Origin of the sequence: Nocardioides sp. GY 10113 (assembly GCF_004919105.1) — a bacterium.
Classification (GTDB): domain Bacteria; phylum Actinomycetota; class Actinomycetes; order Propionibacteriales; family Nocardioidaceae; genus Nocardioides.
The window spans coordinates 291,772-310,280 of sequence record NZ_STGK01000005.1 but is presented as its reverse complement, the minus strand read 5'-3'; the positions used below and the strand labels follow the sequence as shown (position 1 = coordinate 310,280).

General features: G+C 71.2%; 17 protein-coding genes. 10 read left to right on the top strand and 7 right to left on the bottom strand.

The annotated features are described in order from the left end of the window. Positions 1-263, bottom strand: a 263-nt coding sequence (locus E8D34_RS09280) for an aminotransferase class III-fold pyridoxal phosphate-dependent enzyme (protein ID WP_136594322.1), incomplete at its 3' end; no start/stop codon positions are given. 36 nt (positions 264-299) lie between these two features. After that, positions 300-1,946: an APC family permease gene (locus E8D34_RS09275; protein WP_136594321.1), complete on the bottom strand. Its 1,647-nt coding sequence runs from the start codon at positions 1,944-1,946 to the stop codon at positions 300-302. Here E8D34_RS09275 and E8D34_RS09270 point away from each other — a divergent pair. Then, positions 1,864-3,411 (top strand): PucR family transcriptional regulator, encoded by a 1,548-nt coding sequence (locus tag E8D34_RS09270; RefSeq protein ID WP_136594320.1) that lies wholly within the window; start codon positions 1,864-1,866, stop codon positions 3,409-3,411. The genes E8D34_RS09275 and E8D34_RS09270 overlap by 83 nt on opposite strands. Here the strand turns inward: E8D34_RS09270 and E8D34_RS09265 are convergent. Continuing rightward, positions 3,408-4,493 carry an acyl-CoA dehydrogenase family protein gene (locus tag E8D34_RS09265; RefSeq protein ID WP_136594319.1) on the bottom strand — a complete coding sequence of 362 codons (1,086 nt, stop codon included), beginning with the start codon at positions 4,491-4,493 and terminating at the stop codon, positions 3,408-3,410. The two genes, E8D34_RS09270 and E8D34_RS09265, sit on opposite strands and share 4 nt — an antisense overlap. Positions 4,494-4,509: 16 nt before the next feature. Then, positions 4,510-5,697 (bottom strand): acyl-CoA dehydrogenase family protein, encoded by a 1,188-nt coding sequence (locus tag E8D34_RS09260; RefSeq protein WP_136594318.1) that lies wholly within the window; start codon positions 5,695-5,697, stop codon positions 4,510-4,512. A 58-nt stretch (positions 5,698-5,755) separates the two neighbouring features. On the opposite strand from E8D34_RS09260, the gene E8D34_RS09255 reads away from it, so the two are divergent. Genes E8D34_RS09255 through E8D34_RS09245 form a run of 3 tightly spaced genes read left to right on the top strand, consistent with a single transcriptional unit; the run spans position 5,756 to position 8,333 of the window. Continuing rightward, positions 5,756-6,901 (top strand): Rieske 2Fe-2S domain-containing protein, encoded by a 1,146-nt coding sequence (locus E8D34_RS09255; RefSeq protein WP_136594317.1) that lies wholly within the window; start codon positions 5,756-5,758, stop codon positions 6,899-6,901. Further along, positions 6,901-7,203, top strand: coding sequence for a hypothetical protein (locus tag E8D34_RS09250; RefSeq protein ID WP_136594316.1), 303 nt, complete (start codon positions 6,901-6,903; stop codon positions 7,201-7,203). The genes E8D34_RS09255 and E8D34_RS09250 overlap by 1 nt, the downstream gene beginning before the upstream one ends. A gap of 44 nt (positions 7,204-7,247) precedes the next feature. Then, positions 7,248-8,333, top strand: coding sequence for a ferredoxin--NADP reductase (locus E8D34_RS09245; protein ID WP_136594315.1), 1,086 nt, complete (start codon positions 7,248-7,250; stop codon positions 8,331-8,333). 112 nt (positions 8,334-8,445) lie between these two features. Here the strand turns inward: E8D34_RS09245 and E8D34_RS09240 are convergent, their stop codons facing one another. Both E8D34_RS09240 and E8D34_RS09235 read right to left on the bottom strand, forming a co-directional pair. Continuing rightward, complete coding sequence (locus E8D34_RS09240; protein ID WP_136594314.1) at positions 8,446-8,883, bottom strand: hypothetical protein; 438 nt, start codon at positions 8,881-8,883, stop codon at positions 8,446-8,448. A gap of 385 nt (positions 8,884-9,268) precedes the next feature. Further along, positions 9,269-10,168, bottom strand: coding sequence for a hypothetical protein (locus tag E8D34_RS09235; RefSeq protein ID WP_136594313.1), 900 nt, complete (start codon positions 10,166-10,168; stop codon positions 9,269-9,271). An 86-nt stretch (positions 10,169-10,254) separates the two neighbouring features. On the opposite strand from E8D34_RS09235, the gene E8D34_RS09230 reads away from it, so the two are divergent. Then, positions 10,255-10,827 carry a sigma-70 family RNA polymerase sigma factor gene (locus tag E8D34_RS09230; RefSeq protein WP_136594312.1) on the top strand — a complete coding sequence of 191 codons (573 nt, stop codon included), beginning with the start codon at positions 10,255-10,257 and terminating at the stop codon, positions 10,825-10,827. Positions 10,828-10,851: 24 nt separating this feature from the next. Here the strand turns inward: E8D34_RS09230 and E8D34_RS09225 are convergent, their stop codons facing one another. Next, complete coding sequence (locus tag E8D34_RS09225; RefSeq protein ID WP_136594311.1) at positions 10,852-11,529, bottom strand: MBL fold metallo-hydrolase; 678 nt, start codon at positions 11,527-11,529, stop codon at positions 10,852-10,854. Positions 11,530-11,633: 104 nt separating this feature from the next. Here E8D34_RS09225 and uvrA point away from each other — a divergent pair, with 104 nt between their 5' ends. The 5 genes from uvrA to rapZ all read left to right on the top strand — a co-directional run bounded on the left by uvrA (position 11,634) and on the right by rapZ (position 18,509). Next, on the top strand, positions 11,634-14,612 hold the full coding sequence (gene uvrA / locus E8D34_RS09220; protein ID WP_136594310.1) for an excinuclease ABC subunit UvrA: 2,979 nt from the start codon (positions 11,634-11,636) through the stop codon (positions 14,610-14,612). Between the two features lie 64 nt (positions 14,613-14,676). Next, complete coding sequence (locus E8D34_RS09215) at positions 14,677-15,156, top strand: Rieske (2Fe-2S) protein (protein WP_136594309.1); 480 nt, start codon at positions 14,677-14,679, stop codon at positions 15,154-15,156. Further along, entirely contained in the window at positions 15,153-15,572 is a 420-nt protein-coding gene (locus E8D34_RS09210; protein WP_206056635.1) for a Rieske (2Fe-2S) protein, read from the top strand. The genes E8D34_RS09215 and E8D34_RS09210 overlap by 4 nt, the downstream gene beginning before the upstream one ends. 23 nt (positions 15,573-15,595) lie before the next feature. After that, a complete protein-coding gene (uvrC, locus tag E8D34_RS09205; RefSeq protein ID WP_136594308.1) occupies positions 15,596-17,647 on the top strand; it encodes an excinuclease ABC subunit UvrC in 2,052 nt (683 codons plus the stop codon). Next, on the top strand, positions 17,640-18,509 hold the full coding sequence (gene rapZ / locus E8D34_RS09200) for an RNase adapter RapZ (RefSeq protein WP_136594307.1): 870 nt from the start codon (positions 17,640-17,642) through the stop codon (positions 18,507-18,509). The genes uvrC and rapZ overlap by 8 nt, the downstream gene beginning before the upstream one ends.

Sequence of the window (18,509 nt, the reverse complement as noted above, 5' to 3'; positions counted from 1 at the left end):
GCCAGCTCGCTGGCCTGCTGCGCGGCGACCTCGGCCAGGTCGGTACGGCCGTGGCCCAGCTGGTTGACGAAGAGGCCGCCCAGGGCGTCGAGGTACTTGTTGCCGTGGGCGTCGTAGACGTAGGCGCCCTCGCCGCGCACGATCACGGGCACCTCGGCGGTGTCGTAGGTCGACATCCGGGTGAAGTGCATCCACAGGTGGTCGCGGGCCGCGGCCTGCAGGCTGGCGAGCTCGTCGGTCGGGATGAGGCTGTCGTGGGACATGTGAGTTCCAGTCGGGTTGTGGGGATGTGGGCCGCGTCAGGCGGACGCCGGCTCGAGGGTGTCGTCGTGGAGGTCGACGTCGGTCAGGTCGCGACCGGAGCGCTTCGCGACGAAGATCGCGTAGACGACGCCGAAGGCGACCCAGGCGAGGCCGAAGATCAGGGCGTCGCGGTGCAGGAAGCTCCACAGCACGCCGGTCATCGCGGTCGACACCAGCGGCAGCGCGACGTTGAGCGCGATCTGCTTCGGCGTGCGGCACTCCCGGCGGCGGACCGCGAAGTGGGCGATCACCGAGAGGTTCACGAACGAGAAGGCGACGAGCGCGCCGAAGTTGATCATCGAGGCGACCAGCTCGAGGCTGGGCGTGATCGCCAGCAGGCAGACGGCGCCGACCACCACGATGGAGAAGATCGGAGTACGGCGGGTCGGGTGCACGTAGCCGAAGAGCCGGGCCGGGCGCAGCGTGCCGTTGCGGCCCATCACGTAGAGCAGGCGCGACACGCTGGCGTGCGAGGCGAGGCCGGAGGCCAGGGTCGCTGCGAAGGCCGCCGACACGAAGAGCAGCTGGAACAGCTTGCCGCCGACGATGAGCGCCATCTCGGGCAGCGGGTCGTCGGTGACCTCGAACCCGGAGGCGTCGGGGAAGACGGCCTGCGCCACGAACGCGCTGACCACGAAGATCGCGCCGCCGATGAGCAGGGTGATCACGATCGCCTTCGGCACGATGTTCTTGTCGCGGGCCTCCTCGGCGTACATCGTGATCGCGTCGAAGCCGATGAACGAGAAGCAGACGACCGTGGCGCCGGTCAGGACTGCCGCCGAGTGGACGCCCTCGTGGAAAAGCGGCTCGGTGGTGAACAGGGTCCCGGTGCCCATGCCGTCGGCCAGCTGGCCGAGCGCCAGCGCCACGAAGACAGCGATCATCGTGACGGCGAAGACCACGAGCACGGTGTTCACCTTCGCCGTGGACGTCACGCTCCACGCGTTGAGGCCGGTCAGGATCGCGATGACCAGCACCACCCATACCCAGGCGGGCACGGACGGGAACAGCGCGGTCATGTAGATGCGGATGATCAGCGTGTTGACCAGCGGCAGCAGCAGGTAGTCGAGCAGTGCCGCCCAGCCGACCAGGAAGCCGAGCCGGGGGTTCATCGTCTCGCGTGTGTAGGTGTAGGCGGAGCCGGCGCTCGGGAAGACCCGCGACATCCGCCCGTAGCTGATGGCCGTGAACAGCATCACGACCAGCGCGACCAGGTAGGCCAGCGTCACGGCGCCGTTCGTCTGGATGGACACGATGCCGAAGGTGTCGAACATGACGGTCGGTGTCATGTAGCCGAGCCCGAGAAGAACGATCGCCCACAGGCTCAACGAACGCTTCAGGCCAGGCTGCCCCGAAGTCTCAACTGCCACAGGTGTATCTCCCTCTATGCCTTCGCCGATGTGGTGGGGGTCACCGGCGAGCGGACACGAGCGTAAGATCGGAGCCCGGCGATGCCGATGGACAGACCGTCGAAACTTCGGGGGTGTGACTGTCCATGTTGTCGATCCATGCGTCTGGCCGTGTGCCTGACCGAATGTCCGATGTGGTGCAGGAGGGTGCGTGACGGTCACGCTGGACTGGCTTCTCGGGCAGAAGGAGCTGGGCCTCACCCTGGTCGCCTCCTCGTCGCCCGGTCGACCCATGTCCTGGGTGCACACGACTGACGCGGTCGACCCGACCCCGTGGCTCACCGGCGGTGAGCTGGTGCTGACCACCGGCGGGCAGCTGGACGCCTCCGAGGATGCCCAGGAGGCCTACGTCCGGCGCCTCGCGGAGGCGGGCGCGACCGCACTCGGGTTCGGGGTCGGCCTGCGGTTCGACCGGATCCCCGAGGCGGTGCGGCGCGCCTGCCTCGACTGTGACCTCCCGTTGCTCGAGGTGCCGCTGCCGACACCCTTCGTCGCGATCAGCCAGGCCGTCGTCCGGCGGCTGTCGGAGGCCGAGGTCGAGTCGCTGCAGGAGGCTCTGACCAGCCAGCACCGGATGGTGCGGGCGGCGGTGCGGGGCGGCCCGCAGGCGCTGGTCGGCGTGCTGAGCCGCGACCTGCGCTGCCACGCCGTCGTGCTCAACGAGTACGGCGTGGTGGTCGCGACGTCGACCCGCGACCGGTCGGTGCTCGACACCGTGGCCGAGCGCTGGCGGCGGCTGGGCGAGGGGCGTGGCGGATCCGGCGGCGCGGCGACGGAGCACGGGGTCGTCGACATCCAACGGTTGCGGGGTCGGTCGGCCGTCGTGGGCGGACTGGCCGTGGTGCACGACACTCCGCCCCCGGCCAACGACCGGCTGCTGATCAACCAGGCCGCGGGGATCGTGACCCTGCAGCTCGACTGGCCCGCCGAGCTCATCACGATGTACCACTCCCTGGGCGGCACCCTGCTCGACCTGCTCCTCGACCCGAGCCTGGCGGACGTCCCCCTCTCGCACCACCTGCACCACTTCGGCTTCGAGCGCCCCGCGATGGTGGTGCTGGCGGTGGTCACCGCGCCGCGGGCGCACACCCGGCTGGCGAAGGTGGTCGTCGACAAGCTGGAGGACGTCTCGACGCCCCACGTCGCCAGCCGAGTCGCCGGCGGCGTGGCCTTCGTGATCCTCGCGGACGAGGCGCCGCGCCTGGTCGACCTGGTCGACCAGGCGGTCTCCGAGACCGCCATCCGCGACGTGGTGATCGGCGTCAGCGGACCGCTGCCCCGGGACACGATCGCCGACGGCATGGCGCCGGCGCGCGAGGCCGCGGCAGCTGCCCGACGCCTCGGTCAGCGCATCGGGTGGTTCAACAACCTGACGGTCAGCGCCCTGCTGGCCGACGACCTGGTGCGGACGCAGGTCCGGGCCCTGACCGCTCCGGCGCTGTCGGCGCTCACCGACGATCCCTCACCCCGCGACGCCGAGCTGGTCGCCTCGCTCGAGGCCTACCTCCGCCACAACGGCTCGTGGGAGGCCGCGGCCCGTTCGCTCGGTGTGCACCGGCACACGCTCCGGGGGCGCATCGAACGGATCGAGGCGCTCACCGGCCTCAGCCTGGACGTCGCCGAGAGCCGCGCCCTGCTGCTGATGGGGCTGATGGCCCGGGGGGAGCAGCGCGTCCTCGGCGACGACCGCGAGGCCTAGGAGATCGCGGCCAGGCTGCGTCCGATCGCCAGCGCCTGCTCGGTGGCGCCGCCGAAGAGCTGCTCGAACCGCTTGCCGGCCGTGAAGTAGCGGTGCGCCTCACCGTCCAGGTCGATGCCGACGCCACCGTGCACGTGGACCGTGGTGTGCGCGATCCGATGCCCGGCGTCCGCGGCCCAGAGCTTCGCCGCCGCCGCCTCGTCGGCAGCCGGAAGCCCCTCGGCGAGCCGCCAGACGGCCTGCCACAGCGTCAGCCGCTGCCCGAGCACGTCGATGAAGCCGTCCGCGAGGCGCTGGGAGACCGCCTGGAACGTGCCGATCGGGCGCCCGAACTGCTCCCGGGTCTTGGCGTACTCGGCGGTGAGGCGCAGGGCGCCGTCGGTGACGCCCAGCTGCTCGGCCGCCGCGCAGGTGATCAGCAGCGACCGCAGGAGGCCGGCCGCGTCGCCGGCGCCGACCCGGGAGGCGGGCGCGTCGCTGAGCATGACCAGGGCGGTGACGTCGCCGTCGCTGGTCCGCTGGGCCAGGCGCTCGACGCCCGCGGCCGCGGCGTCGAGCAGGTAGACGCCGACGCCGTCGGGCCCGGTGGCGGTGACCAGCAGCGCGTCGGCCGCCATGCCGGCACGGACCAGGGTCTTGGTACCGCTGAGGCGTCCGTCGGCGGTGGCCGTCGCCGTCGGTACGGCAGGCAGGTGCTCGAGGTCCTCGGCCACCGCGGCGGAGAGGACGGTGGCCCCGGTCGCGACCCCCGGCAGCCAGGTCGCCTTCTGCTCGTCGGTCCCGGCGACGGCCAGGAGGTAGCCCGCGGGGCCGTGGACGGCGAGCGGCACGGGCGCCACCCGCCGGCCGGCCTCGACCAGCACGCGCGCGAGCTCGATGAGGCCGAGCCCGGCGCCGCCGTACTGCTCGGGCAGGTGGAGCGAGAGCAGGCCGGCCTCGCCGAGCCGGTTCCAGAGGTCCCGGTCGAACCTGTCGCCGGCCGCCTCGACCTGCTTGAGCCGGTCGTTGCCGGTGGCGTCGCCGAGGATCGTGGCCGCCAGCTCGGCGGCCTCGTCCTGCTCGGGGGTGAAGAGGAAGTCCATGATGGTGAGGTCCGTCCTATCGCTTCGCGGCGGGCAGGCCGAGTCCGATGTAGCCGATGATGTCGCGCTGGATCTCGTTGGTGCCGCCTCCGAAGGTCATCACCAGCGAGGAGCGGAAGTACCGCTCCAGCCGGCCGGCCAGCACCGCGCCGGGGGAGTCGGCGGTGACGCCGGCGTGCGGCCCGACGACCTCCATCAGCGCGCGGTACACCTCGGTGGCCAGCTCCGATCCGTAGATCTTGGTGGCCGACGCCTCGGCGGGGGAGAGCGCGACGCCGTGGTCGGCGTCGGCGGCGAGCTTCCAGTTGATCAGCGTCAGCGCCTCGATCCGAGCATGGGCACGGCCCAGCGCGATCTGCACCCACTCGGTGTCGATCACCCGCGCGCCGGACGCCGTGCGGGTCTCGGCGGCCCACTCGCGCACGAGCCGCAGCGAGTGCTGCAGGGGAGCGGCCGAGGTGAGCGCGACGCGCTCGTGGTTGAGCTGGTTGGTCATCAGCGCCCAGCCGCCGCCGCGCTCGCCGACGAGGTTCGCGGCGGGGACCCGGACGTCGGAGTAGTACGTCGCCGAGGTGTGCACGCCTGCCACGGTGTGCACCGGCGTGTAGGAGAAGCCGGCGGCGTCGGCCGGGACCAGGATCATCGACAGGCCCTTGTGCCGCGGTGCGTCGGGCTCGGTGCGGCAGGCCAGCCAGATCCAGTCCGCGTACTGGATCAGGGAGGTCCACATCTTCTGGCCGTCGATCACCCACTCGTCGCCCTCGAGCGTGGCCCTGGTGCGCAGCGACGCGAGGTCGGTGCCGGAGCCGGGCTCGGAGTAGCCGATGGAGAAGTGCAGGTCACCGGCGAGGATCTTCGGCAGGAAGAACTCCTTCTGCTCCTCGCTCCCGAACCGCATGATCGTCGGGCCGACGGTGTTGAGCGTCAGGTAGGGGATCGGCACCCCGGCGACCGCCGCCGCGTCGGTGAAGATCAGCTGCTCCACCATCGAGCGCGCCTGGCCGCCGTACTCCTTGGGCCAGCCGATGCCGAGCCACCCGTCGGCTCCGATCCGGCGGATCACGTCGCGGTAGACGCCCGCCTCGCCGAACTCTCCGGTCGCCGAGGCGAGGCCGGCGCGGACCTCGGGGGTGACCAGCTCGGCGAAGTACTCGCGCAACTCCTCCCGCAGGGCGATCTGGTGGGGTTCCAGGGCCAGGTGCATGCGTGATCTCCTGCGGTTCGGCTTGTCTCCGTCGGGCCAAAACTATAACGTGTTCTACATGAGCACTACCCGGATGTTGGACCAGGGCACCGCACCCGAGCGGTTCGCGCGGGGATGGCACTGCCTCGGCCTCGCCTCGACCTACGCCGACGGCAAGCCGCACGCGGTGACCGGCTTCGGCACCAAGCTCGTGGTCTGGGCCGACTCCCAGGGCGAGCTCAACGTGCTGGACGGCTACTGCCGGCACATGGGGGGCGACCTCACCCAGGGCGAGGTGAAGGGCGACAACATCGCCTGTCCGTTCCACGACTGGCGCTGGGGCGGCGACGGCCGCTGCAAGGAGATCCCCTACGCCCGGCGGGTGCCGCTGCGCGCGCGCACGCAGCGCTACGAGACGGCCATCGTCAACGACCAGCTGATGATCTGGCACGACAGCGAGGGCGCACCGGCCGACCGCTCGATCCTGCCTCCCCAGCTGCCGGGCCTCGCCGAGGGCGAGTACACCGACTGGGTGTGGAACACCGAGGAGATCATCGGCTCCCACTGCCGAGAGCTGATCGACAACGTGGTCGACATGGCGCACTTCTACTACGTGCACTTCGCCTTCCCGACCAGCTTCCGCAACGTCTTCGAGGGCACCACCGCGACCCAGTTCATGGAGTCGAAGGGCCGTCCGGACAAGCAGGAGGGGTACGGCGACGCCGAGCTGTTCCTGAAGTCGGAGGCGCGCTACTACGGGCCGTCGTACATGATCAACTGGCTCGACACCGACTACAAGGGCTTCCAGACCGAGGTCGTGCTGATCAACTGCCACGTGCCGACCGGACCCGACTCGTTCACCCTCCACTACGGGATCACGGTGAAGAAGCCCGTCGGGATGGACGACAAGACCGCCAACTTCATCGCCAAGAAGTACGCCGACATGTTCGGCGGCGGGTTCCTCCAGGACGTGCACATCTGGAAGAACAAGGTGCCGGTGCAGAACCCGCTCCTGTGCGAGGAGGACGGGCCCGTCTACCAGCTGCGTCGTTGGTACGAGCAGTTCTACGTCGACGTCGCCGACATCGACCCGGAGATGACCGACCGCTTCGAGTTCGAGGTCGACACGACCAAGGCCAACGAGTACTGGCAGGCCGAGGTCGCCGACAACCTGGCGAAGAAGGCCGAGCAGGACGCGGCCTCCGGGGTCCCGGCGGCCCACTGATGGCGTCGTTCGTCCCGACCAGCGAGGAGACGCTGGAGGATCGGCGGCTCTACACGGAGGCGCGCCTGGTGGAGGTGGCCTGCCTCGACTGCACCGCGATCGTCGGGGTCAAGAAGAACAGCGAGCACCACACGTCGATCCAGTGGACCGCCGGCGCCGCCGCTGCCTGCCCGGAGCTCGCCCGTCGCGAGGGCGGGACCGCTGGCCGGGACCACCACCGGGCCTGTCCGCGGATGCTGGCTAGCATCGACGCCGCCGTCCGAGAGGGTCGGATCCCGATCGGGGCGTACGACGGCTACTGAGCCGCCGCACCGCACTGCTCTCAACATCAGCAAGGGGACCAACGTTGGACATCGAGTCCTTCGTGCTGGACGTGGTCGACGTCGTCGACGAGACCGCGGACGCACGATCGATCAGCCTCGCGGTGCCGGCCGGCGCCGAGGAGAAGTTCGCCTACCGACCCGGACAGTTCCTGACGGTTGCGGTCCCGAGCGACCTCACCGGGGTCGCCGCGCGGTGCTACTCCCTCTCCAGCAGCCCCCACGACGGCGGCCCGCTCACCGTCACTGTGAAGCGGACCGCTGAGGGCTACGCGTCGAACTGGCTCTGCGACAACGTCGAGGTCGGTGGCACGCTGCGGGTCCTCCCGCCGTCCGGCATCTTCAGCCCCGCCAGCCTCGACCGCGACCTGCTCCTCTTCGCCGGCGGTTCCGGGGTCACGCCGATCATGTCGATCGTGCGGACCGTGCTGGCCGAGGGCACGGGCCGCGTGGTGCTCCTCTACGCGAACCGTGACGAGCGATCGGTCATCTTCGCCGAGGAGCTCACCCGGCTCTCCGCCGAGCACCCCGACCGGCTGCACGTGATCCACTGGCTGGAGTCGGTCCAGGGACTCCCGACGGCCGAGCAGATCCGTGCGTTCGCGTCGGCGTACCTGCAGCGTGACGCGTTCGTCTGCGGGCCGGCGCCCTTCATGAAGATGGTGACCGGCGTCCTCAAGGAGCTGGAGTTCCCCCGCGAGCGCCGGCACCAGGAGAAGTTCATCTCGCTCGGCGGCAACCCCTTCGGCGACGTCGAGGAGCTGCGGCGCGCCGAGGACGAGATCGAGGCCGCGGAGTCCGAGGACCCGGCGGACGCCGAGCCCGAGCTGGCCGGTCCGGTCAAGCTCGAGGTCGAGCTCGACGGCGAGACCCACACCTTCGACGACTGGGACCCGAAGGAGACGATGCTCGACTTCCTCGAGGGCAAGGGGATCAAGGCCCCCTTCTCCTGCCGCGAGGGCGAGTGCTCGGCCTGCGCGATCCGGCTGATCGAGGGCGAGGTGCGGATGGCCCACAACGACGTCCTGGACGACGACGACCTCGCCGACGGCATCCGCCTCGGGTGCCAGGCGCACCCGACGACCGACACCGTCAAGGCCAGCTACAGCTGAGCCCGTGCCTCCGGGCACGGCCGCGGCCGCACGGCGGCGGCGTGACACGACGAGGCCCCGACACCCGGGTGGTGGGTGTCGGGGCCTCGTGGCGTGTGCGGCTCGAACCGCGTCAGTCGGTCTCGGTCTCGGTCTCGGTCTCGGTCTCGGTCTCGGTCTCGATCGGGTCGTCACCGCTGGGGTCGACCGCCTCGAGGCACTTCGTGAGGCGCATCTCGGCACGGTTCACGCGCTGGACCTGCGCCTTCTTCTCCTTGGCGACCTTCACCTTCTTCGCCTTGGCCTCACGCAGGTCCTGGCGCTCCTCGCGCTTCTCCGTGGCGTCGTCGGCCCCGCGGAGCTCCTTGCGCTCCTTCTTGACCTTGGCCTGCTTGTTCTCGAAGCGCTCGGTCAGCTGAGCCAGCTTCGCGGTCGCCCGGTCGTACTGGGCCTGCTTCTGGGCGCACGGCTCGCTGGGCTTCTCGCCGGCGGTCGCGGGAGCGGCGAGGGCGCCGCCGCCGAGGGCGAGGGCCGCGGCGAAGGCGGCAACTGCGGTACGGGCGTGGTTCATGTGGATTTCTCCCCAAACATTTCGACTGGTGCGGGCTCCGAGTGGTCCGCCTTGCTGTCTCCTGGTTGATGTCGCGTGACAGTCATCCCGTTACGTGTATCGGCAGCCAGGCGCCTCAACGTGAGGCCCGTCACGTCCCACGGGCGACGCGGTGCGGGCCACGGGAGAAGAGCAGCACCCTGGCACCAGGGGGAATTGGTGCCAGGGTGCTGAGGCCTGCCGGCAGTGTGGGGGTCCCGGCAGGCGCTTCATGGGGGACATGCTCTTGCGAGCAGCGACATCGCTCGGCCCCGGTGGGGCGGGGCCTTCGCGCGCTGTCACTGATGAGATGTCGCGAGCTCGGTACGGCGTTACACCGTTCCCGAGAAGTTTGTCGCGGTGCTCGTCACCAGGCGTCGTTGCTGGCGCGGGTGCCGTTGCCGTTGCCGTGGCGCTGACCGTTGCCGTTGCCGTTGCCGTTGCCCAGGCCGTTGCCGGCGCGGTCGCCGGTGTCGGCGACGGGACGGTGGTCACCACGCCACCCCGGCTGGTAGCCGCGGCCATGCCCGTAGGCGTAGCCCCGGCCGAAGGCGTAGCCGTGGCCCTTGCCGAGCGCCTTGGCACGGGTGACCGCGTCGGCGGCACGCTCCTCGCCGGAGGAGCCGTCACGGCCCCAGGCGTGGCCGGCCGTCGCGCTCCTGGCGTCACCCTCGTTCTTCCACCAGGCGTTGCCGTTGTCGTGACCGTTGCCGGCGCCTTCCGACTCCTTCTTGTCCTGCTTGTCCTTCTTCTTGCCCTCGGCGTGGCCCGTGGCCTTGCCGGAGGACTCGGACGCGGTGGACGTGGCGTCGTCGTCGGTGGCCCGCGTGCGGTCCGCGGACTCGTCGTCGCGGGCGGTGCTGTCGGCCGACGGCGCCCGCGTGTGGGTGGCCTCGGTCTCGGCGGCACGCTCACGGGGGACGGTGGCGGTCTCGGCCGGCTCGGACGCCGCGGCGCCGTCGGTCGGCTCGAGCGGGCTGAGCGGCGCGTTCTGGGTGGGCTTCACGGGCGCGGACGGCGACCACGGCGCGTCGACGGCGCCGGTCGCGTACGACACGCCGCCACCGACGACCAGGGCGCCGCCGAACACCATGGCGGCGGCGCCACGGCGCCACCAGGGGGTGACGGTCGGCGGCAGCGGGCTCGCCGCCGCGATGGCGGCCAGACGCTGGATCAGCTGCTCGTCGGGCGGGTGGGAGCCGGTGAGGTCGGCAGCGAGCGCACGACGCACGGCGTCGCGGCTCGGTCGTGGGTTCTTCCGGCTCATACCCACAACATGTCATATGCCCCTCAGATCGTTACGGACGCCCTCGACTTGTAGTGTGCGCCGCGAATGAGGGAGGCACGGGAGTGATGGCGTCAGGAGCCGACGGCGACCTGGTGTCGGGAGCACGGAGGGGCGACGAGGACGCATGGCGCGGCCTCTACCAGCTCCATGCCCGGCGACTGGTGGTGCTGCTGTCGACCCTGCCCTCGGGCGACTCCGCCACCGCGGCCGACGACATCGCGGCCGAGGCGTGGACGGTCGCCGCCACCAAGATCGGCGAGTTCAAGGGCTCCGACCTGGACTTCGGCGGCTGGCTGATCTCGATCGCCCGCAACATCGCCGCCAACCACCGGCGGCGCTCGGCGCGGCGCCAGACCTACCCCGCCGACGACGCGGGGGCGACCGAGGTGGCCCGCGATCCCGCCCCGGACTCGCTCCTCGAGTCCGACGACACCACCCGCCGGTTGCTGGCGCATCTCAGCCCCCGCGAGGCCGAGGTGATCGCCTGCATCGACGTGGTGGGCCTGGACGTGGCCGCCACGGCGCGCGCCCTCGGGATGTCGGCCACCGCGGTGCGGGTCGCCCGACACCGTGGCCTCGGCCGGCTGCGCACGTTGATGGGCGCGAAGCGCCCGGTCCTGGACCGCGACCGGGTCTGAGCCGCGGCCCCGGCCACCCCGGTGTCACCAGCCGCGTGCGCGCCACTCCGCCAGGTGCGGGCGCTCGGCCCCCAGGGTCGAGTCGCCGCCGTGGCCGGGGTAGAACCAGGTGGCGTCGTCGAAGCGCCCGAAGATCTTGGCCTCGACGTCGTCGATGAGCGACGCGAACGCGGCGGCGTCGCCGAAGGTGGCGCCCACTCCGCCGGGGAAGAGCGAGTCGCCGGTCCACAGGTGCCAGGTGCCCCCGGAGGCCGTGTCGTCGTAGGCCAGCACGATCGACCCCGGCGTGTGCCCGGTGATGCGGATCACCTCGAGCGTGCAGTCGCCCACCGAGATGGTGTCCCCGTCGGTCACCCGTCGGGCGACCGGGACGCCGGTCTGCTCGGTGATCGCGTCGGCGTCGGGGGCGCCGGCGACCACCTCGGCTCCGGTCGCCTCGACCACCGCGGGCAGGGCGCGGTGGTGGTCCCAGTGCTGGTGGGTGGTGACCACCGCGGCCAGGTCGGTGTCGCCGAGCAGGGGGAGCAGGACCTCGGGCGCGTCGGCCGCGTCGACGAGCACCTGGTCGCCCGTGCAGACGCAGGTCAGGAGGTAGGCGTTGTTGGCCATCCTCTCGTCGACCGCGATCTTCGTCACGGTCAGCGAGGGCAGCTCACGGACCGCGGGCGGGCCGCCGACGGTCACGTCACCGGTGTAGGTCATGGCCGCCAGTCTGCCCGATGCCCGAGGCGGCGCCGCCGGTCCGTTCCGTGGCCGAAACAGTCCTGGAAACGGGGATGTCGGAGGTTCTCCGTAGGCTTGAGCGTGTGGCAGACCAGCTGATCGTCCGTGGCGCGCGTGAGCACAACCTGAAGGACGTCTCCATCGACCTTCCGCGCGACTCGCTCATCGTCTTCACCGGCCTGTCCGGGTCGGGCAAGTCGAGCCTGGCCTTCGACACGATCTTCGCCGAGGGCCAGCGCCGCTACGTCGAGTCGCTCTCGGCGTACGCCCGGCAGTTCCTGGGCCAGATGGACAAGCCGGACGTCGACTTCATCGAGGGCCTGTCGCCGGCCGTCTCGATCGACCAGAAGTCGACGAGCAAGAACCCGCGCTCCACGGTGGGCACCATCACCGAGGTCTACGACTACCTGCGCCTGCTCTACGCCCGCGCGGGTCGGCCGCACTGCCCGACCTGCGGCGCCCCGATCGAGCGGCAGACCCCGCAGCAGATCGTGGACCGGATCCTGGCGCTGGAGGAGGGGAAGCGCTTCCAGGTGCTCGCCCCGGTGGTCCGTGGTCGCAAGGGGGAGTACGTCGACCTCTTCCGTCAGCTCCAGACCCAGGGGTTCTCGCGCGCCCGCGTCGACGGCGAGACCCACACGCTGGACAGCCCCCCGGTGCTGGACAAGAAGCTCAAGCACACGATCGAGGTCGTGGTGGACCGCCTGGCGGTCAAGGAGTCGGCGAAGCGTCGGCTCACCGACTCGGTGGAGACCGCGCTCGGCCTGGCCGGCGGCTTGGTGCTGTTCGACTTCGTCGACCTCCCCGAGGACGCCGAGGGCCGCGAGCTCCGGTTCAGCGAGAAGATGGCGTGTCCCAACGAGCACGCGATCGACACCGACGACCTCGAGCCGCGCTCGTTCTCCTTCAACTCGCCGTTCGGTGCCTGCCCGGCGTGCACCGGGCTGGGCACGCGCATGGAGGTCGACCCCGAGCTGGTGGTCCCCGACGAGACCGCCACCCTGGCCGAGGGTGCGCTCCAGCCGTGGAGCCACGCGCACGTGGCCGACTACTTCGGCAAGCTGCTGATCGCGCTGGGCGAGGAGCTCGGCTTCGACGTGGACACGCCGTGGGTGGACCTGCCCGCGAAGGCCAAGCGGTCGATCCTGGACGGCCACCCGACGAAGGTGCACGTCGTCACCCGCAACCGGTACGGCCGGGAGCGCGCCTACTACGCCGAGTTCGAGGGGGTGCGCCGCTACGTCGAGCGCCGTCACCGCGAGGCCGACACCGACACCAGCCGCGAGCGGTTCGAGGGCTTCATGCGCGAGGTCCCCTGCCCGGTCTGCTCCGGCAGCCGGCTCAAGCCAGTCTCCATGTCGGTCACCCTCGGCCCGCGCGATGCCGGCGGCAAGAACATCGCCGAGGTCTGCGCGCTGCCGATCAACGAGGCCGCCGACTACCTGGCCAACCTCGACCTCAGCACGCGCGAGCGACAGATCGGGGAGCGGGTCCTCAAGGAGATCCAGGAGCGGCTGAACTTCCTCCTCGACGTCGGCCTCGACTACCTGTCGCTCGATCGTCCGTCGGGCTCGCTCTCCGGCGGCGAGGCGCAGCGCATCCGCCTGGCGACCCAGATCGGCGCCGGCCTGGTGGGCGTCCTCTACGTGCTCGACGAGCCGTCGATCGGGCTGCACCAGCGTGACAACCAGAAGCTGATCGAGACGCTGGTCCGGCTCAAGGAGCTGGGCAACACCCTGATCGTGGTCGAGCACGACGAGGACACCATCCGGGTCGCGGACTGGATCGTCGACATCGGACCCGGCGCGGGCGAGCACGGCGGCCAGGTGGTCCACTCGGGCACCGTCAAGGACCTGCTCGAGCACCCGGACTCGATGACCGGGCAGTACCTGTCGGGGCGCCGGGAGATCGCCGTCCCCGCCGTACGGCGTCCGCGCACGATCGGTCGCGAGCTCAAGGTGCACGGCGCCCGCGAGCACAACCTGAAGAACATCGACGTGTCGTTCCCGCTCGGCATGTTCGTCGCGGTCACCGGGGTGTCCGGCTCGGGCAAGTCGACGCTGGTCAACGACATCCTCTACACGTCGCTGGCCAAGCAGATCTACAACTCCCGGACCATCCCGGGCCGGCACCAGAAGATCACCGGACTCGAGCACGTGGACAAGGTGATCCACGTCGACCAGTCGCCGATCGGGCGCACCCCGCGCTCCAACCCGGCGACCTACACCGGCGTCTTCGACCACGTCCGCAAGCTCTTCGCGTCCACGCCGGAGGCGAAGATGCGGGGCTACCAGCAGGGCCGCTTCTCGTTCAACGTCAAGGGCGGCCGCTGCGAGGCGTGCGCCGGCGACGGCACCATCAAGATCGAGATGAACTTCCTGCCGGACGTCTACGTCCCCTGCGAGGTCTGCCACGGGGCTCGGTACAACCGGGAGACCCTCGAGGTGCACTACAAGGGCAAGACCATCGCCGAGGTCCTCGACATGCCGATCGAGGAGGCCGCCGACTTCTTCGCCGCCGTGCCCGCGATCGCGCGGCACATGAAGACCCTCTGCGAGGTCGGGCTCGGCTACGTCCGCCTCGGGCAGCCGGCGACCACGCTCTCGGGTGGCGAGGCGCAGCGCGTGAAGCTGGCCGCGGAGCTGCAGAAGCGCTCGACCGGACGGACCGTCTACGTGCTCGACGAGCCCACCACCGGCCTGCACTTCGAGGACATCCGCAAGCTGCTGGGCGTGCTGTCCAGCCTCGTGGACAAGGGCAACACGGTGCTCGTCATCGAGCACAACCTGGACGTGATCAAGACGGCCGACTGGATCGTCGACATGGGTCCGCAAGGCGGCTCGCGTGGCGGCACCGTCGTCGCGGAGGGCACCCCCGAGCTCATCGCGTCGGTGCCCGAGAGCTTCACCGGCCAGTTCCTCGCGCCGCTGCTCGACGGCCGCCACGCGGAGCAGAGCAAGCCCCGCCGCGCGACCACGGCGGCCGCACCGGCCAAGAAGACCGCGAAGAAGGCGGCGAAGAAGGCGCCCAGCCGCTCGCCGCGGAAGACCGCCGCGTCGTGACCGGTCCACGGAATCTCAGCGCCGTCTCAGCCGCCGCCGTCCGCCGGTCCGTAGGCTGATCGGCATGGCTCCCCTGAACCGGCGGCAGGCCCTCGGCGGCGCGGCGGCGATCGGTGTCGGCGCTCCGCTGCTCGCGGCCTGCGGCGGCTCCGAGACTTCGACGGCCCCCGAACCGACCACCCCCGCCCCCACCCCCTCGCCCACCGGGGGGTCCGCCAGCCCGTCCGGCGACGGGACGACCAGTCCCGCCTCGGTCCCCGGTGCCCTGGTGGCAGCCGATGCCGTGCCGGTCGGCGGCGGCGTGGTCCTCCCCGACAGCCGGGTCGTCGTCACCCAGCCCGAGGCCGGCACCTTCGCGGCGTTCTCCGCGGTGTGCACCCACAACCAGTGCCTCGTCGGCTCCGTCGAGGGCGGCGAGATCGTCTGCCCCTGCCACGGCAGCCACTTCTCGATCACCGACGGCTCGGTCACGGCCGGCCCCGCCCCGAGTCCGCTCCCCGAGGTCGCGGTCCAGGTGACCGACGGCCAGGTGGTCGAGTCGTGACCGTTGCCCCCGGCCAGCCCCGTGCCACCCGCCGGATGGTCTTCTCCGGTCTCGGCGCGTTCGGCGTGGCGGCGGCGCTCGCTGGCTGCGCCGGCGACGGGGGATCGGACGCACCCGCGTTGAAGGCCGGCGCCGAGCTGGCGACGACCGACGAGGTGCCGGTCGGTGGCGGCATCGTACTCACCGACCTGAAGGTCGTCCTGACCCAGCCGACGGCGGGCCAGTTCCTGGCCTTCACCGCGGTTTGCACCCACCGGGGCCTCACCGTCACCTCCGTGGACGGCGACACGATCCGGTGCAGCCACCACGGCAGCTCCTACTCGGCCGTCAACGGCGAGGCCCAGGGAGGCCCCGCGCCCGCGCCCCTCGAAGGGCTGCCGATCGAGGTCGAGGGTGACCGCATCCTCGCCGTCTGATCACGCTCCGTAGGCTGGACGCCGTGCCGTCCCCGCTCTCGTACCGGCCCGCACCGGGCTCGATCCCCACCGGGCCGGGCGTCTACCGGTTCCGCGACCGGCACCGCCGGGTGATCTACGTCGGCAAGGCGAAGAACCTGCGCGCGCGGCTCTCGTCGTACTTCCAGGACGTCGGCAACCTGCACCCCCGCACGGCGACGATGGTCACCACGGCGACCTCGGTCGAGTGGACCGTGGTGGGCACGGAGGTCGAGGCCCTCCAGCTGGAGTACTCCTGGATCAAGGAGTACGACCCGCGGTTCAACGTGAAGTACCGCGACGACAAGTCCTACCCCTGGCTCGCGGTCACCGTCGGCGACGAGTTCCCGCGGGTGATGGTCGGCCGCGGTGCCAAGCGGAAGGGCACGCGCTACTTCGGTCCGTACAGCCACGCCTGGGCGATCCGCGAGACCGTCGACATCCTGCTGCGCGTCTTCCCGATGCGGTCGTGCACCAACGGCGTGTTCAAGCGGTCCGCGCAGATCGGACGGCCGTGCCTGCTCGGCTACATCGACAAGTGCTCGGCGCCGTGCGTCGGGCAGATCTCGCCCGAGGACCACCGAGCGATCGTCGAGGACTTCTGCGACTTCATGGCCGGTCGCACCCGGCAGTTCACCCGCCGTATCGAGCAGGAGATGTTCGCCGCCTCGGACGCGCTCGACTTCGAGAAGGCCGCGCGGCTCCGCGACGACCTGCAGGCGCTGGAGAAGGCGCTCGAGAAGCAGGCGGTGGTGCTCGGCGACGGCGCGGACGCCGACGTGATCGCGCTGGCCGAGGACCCGCTCGAGGTCGCGGTCCAGATCTTCCACGTCCGCGGCGGCCGGATCCGGGGCCAGCGGGCGTGGGTGGCGGACCGCACCGACGACGGCGAGACGGCCGAGCTGGTCGGCGACTTCCTGCTCCAGCTCTACGCCGGTGCCGCGCCCGAGGAGGCGAAGGACCTGGTGCCGCGGGAGATCCTGGTGCCGGAGCTGCCGGCCGAGGCGGCCACGTTCGAGCAGCTCCTCTCCGAGCTGCGGGGGAGTCGGGTCGAGATCCGGGTTCCCCAGCGCGGCGACAAGCGCACCCTGCAGGAGACCGTCGCCCGCAACGCGGCCGAGGCCCTGGCGCTGCACAAGACCAAGCGCGCCAGCGACCTGACCACCCGCAACCGGGCGCTGGCCGAGATCGCCGAGGCGCTGGAGCTGGACGAGGCGCCGCTGCGGATCGAGTGCTACGACGTCTCCCACCTGCAAGGCACCGAGGTGGTCGCCTCGATGGTGGTCTTCGAGGACGGGCTGGCCCGCAAGGGCGAGTACCGCCGCTTCGTGATCCGCGGCGAGTCCAGGGCGGCGCACGCGGAGCAGGACGACATCGCCTCGATGCACGAGGTGATCACGCGGCGGTTCCGGCGACTCCTCGACGAGCAGGCCCGCAGCGTGGTCGCCGACTCGGCCGAGGTCGGATCGAGCGACGGTGCCACCGGGGCCGGTGACGCGGCGGGCCCGATGCTGGTCGACCCCGACACCGGGCGACCGCGCAAGTTCGCCTACGCGCCGGGGCTGGTCGTCGTCGACGGCGGTCCGCCGCAGGTCGCCGCCGCGGTGCGCGCCCTCGCCGAGCTCGGCATCGACGACATCCCCGTCTGCGGCCTCGCCAAGCGCCTGGAGGAGGTGTGGCTGCCCGACCAGGAGGACCCGGTCATCCTGCCGCGCACCTCCGAGGGCCTCTACCTGCTGCAGCGCGTCCGCGACGAGGCCCACCGGTTCGGCATCACGCACCACCGGTCGCGGCGCTCGAAGTCCATGGTGGAGAGCCTGCTCGACGACGTGCCCGGGCTGGGGGAGGTACGCCGCAAGACCCTCATCCGCCACTTCGGTTCGCTGCGCAAGCTGCGCGCGGCCACCGTCGACGAGATCGCCGAGGTGCCGGGCATCGGGCCCCGCACCGCGACGGCCATCAAGGACGCGCTGGACAAGGACCGCACGGAGCCGGCGGACCGGATGCGGAAGACTGGCGCCGTGACGTCGGGAGGGCAGGGGGAGAGCGATGGATGAGCAGCACCCGGGCGAGCTGGTGGTCGTCACCGGGATGACCGGTGCCGGGCGCAGCACCGCGGCCAAGGAGCTGGAGGACCTGGGCTTCTACGTGGTCGACAACCTCCCGCCGAGCCTGCTGCCCGACGTCGTCCGCCTCGTCGACGAGAACTTCGGTCCCCGGCAGCCGATCGCGGTCGTCGTCGACGTACGTTCCGGCTCGTTCTTCCACGGCCTCAAGAGCACGCTGGCGCACGGCATCACGGGCCGTGACCACACCCTGGTCTTCCTCGACGCCACCGACGACGTCCTGGTCCGCCGGCAGGAGGCGGTACGACGGCCGCACCCGCTCCAGGAGGGCGGCCGACTCCTCGACGGGCTGGAGCGGGAGCGCGTGGTGATGGCCGACGTCCGCGCCGACGCGGACCTGGTCATCGACACCAGCAACCTCAACGTGCACCAGCTCACCGACCGGATCACCGAGGCGTTCGGCACCGAGGAGGTCACCCGGTTGCGCGTCACGGTGATCAGCTTCGGCTTCAAGTACGGGATCCCCGTCGATGCCGACTACGTCGCCGACATGCGGTTCCTGCCGAACCCGCACTGGATCCCCGAGCTGCGCAGCCACACCGGTCGCGACGCCGACGTCGCCGACTACGTGCTGTCCCAGCCGGGCGCCGGGGAGTTCCTCGACGCCTACGTGCCGGTGCTGCGCACGGTCGCGGACGGCTACCTGCGTGAGGGCAAGCGTTTCATGCGGGTGGCCGTCGGCTGCACCGGCGGCAAGCACCGCAGCGTCGCGATGAGCGAGGAGATCGCCTCGCGGCTGCAGCAGCAGGGCTTCGCCGCGCGCGCCCTGCACCGTGATCTCGGACGCGAGTGA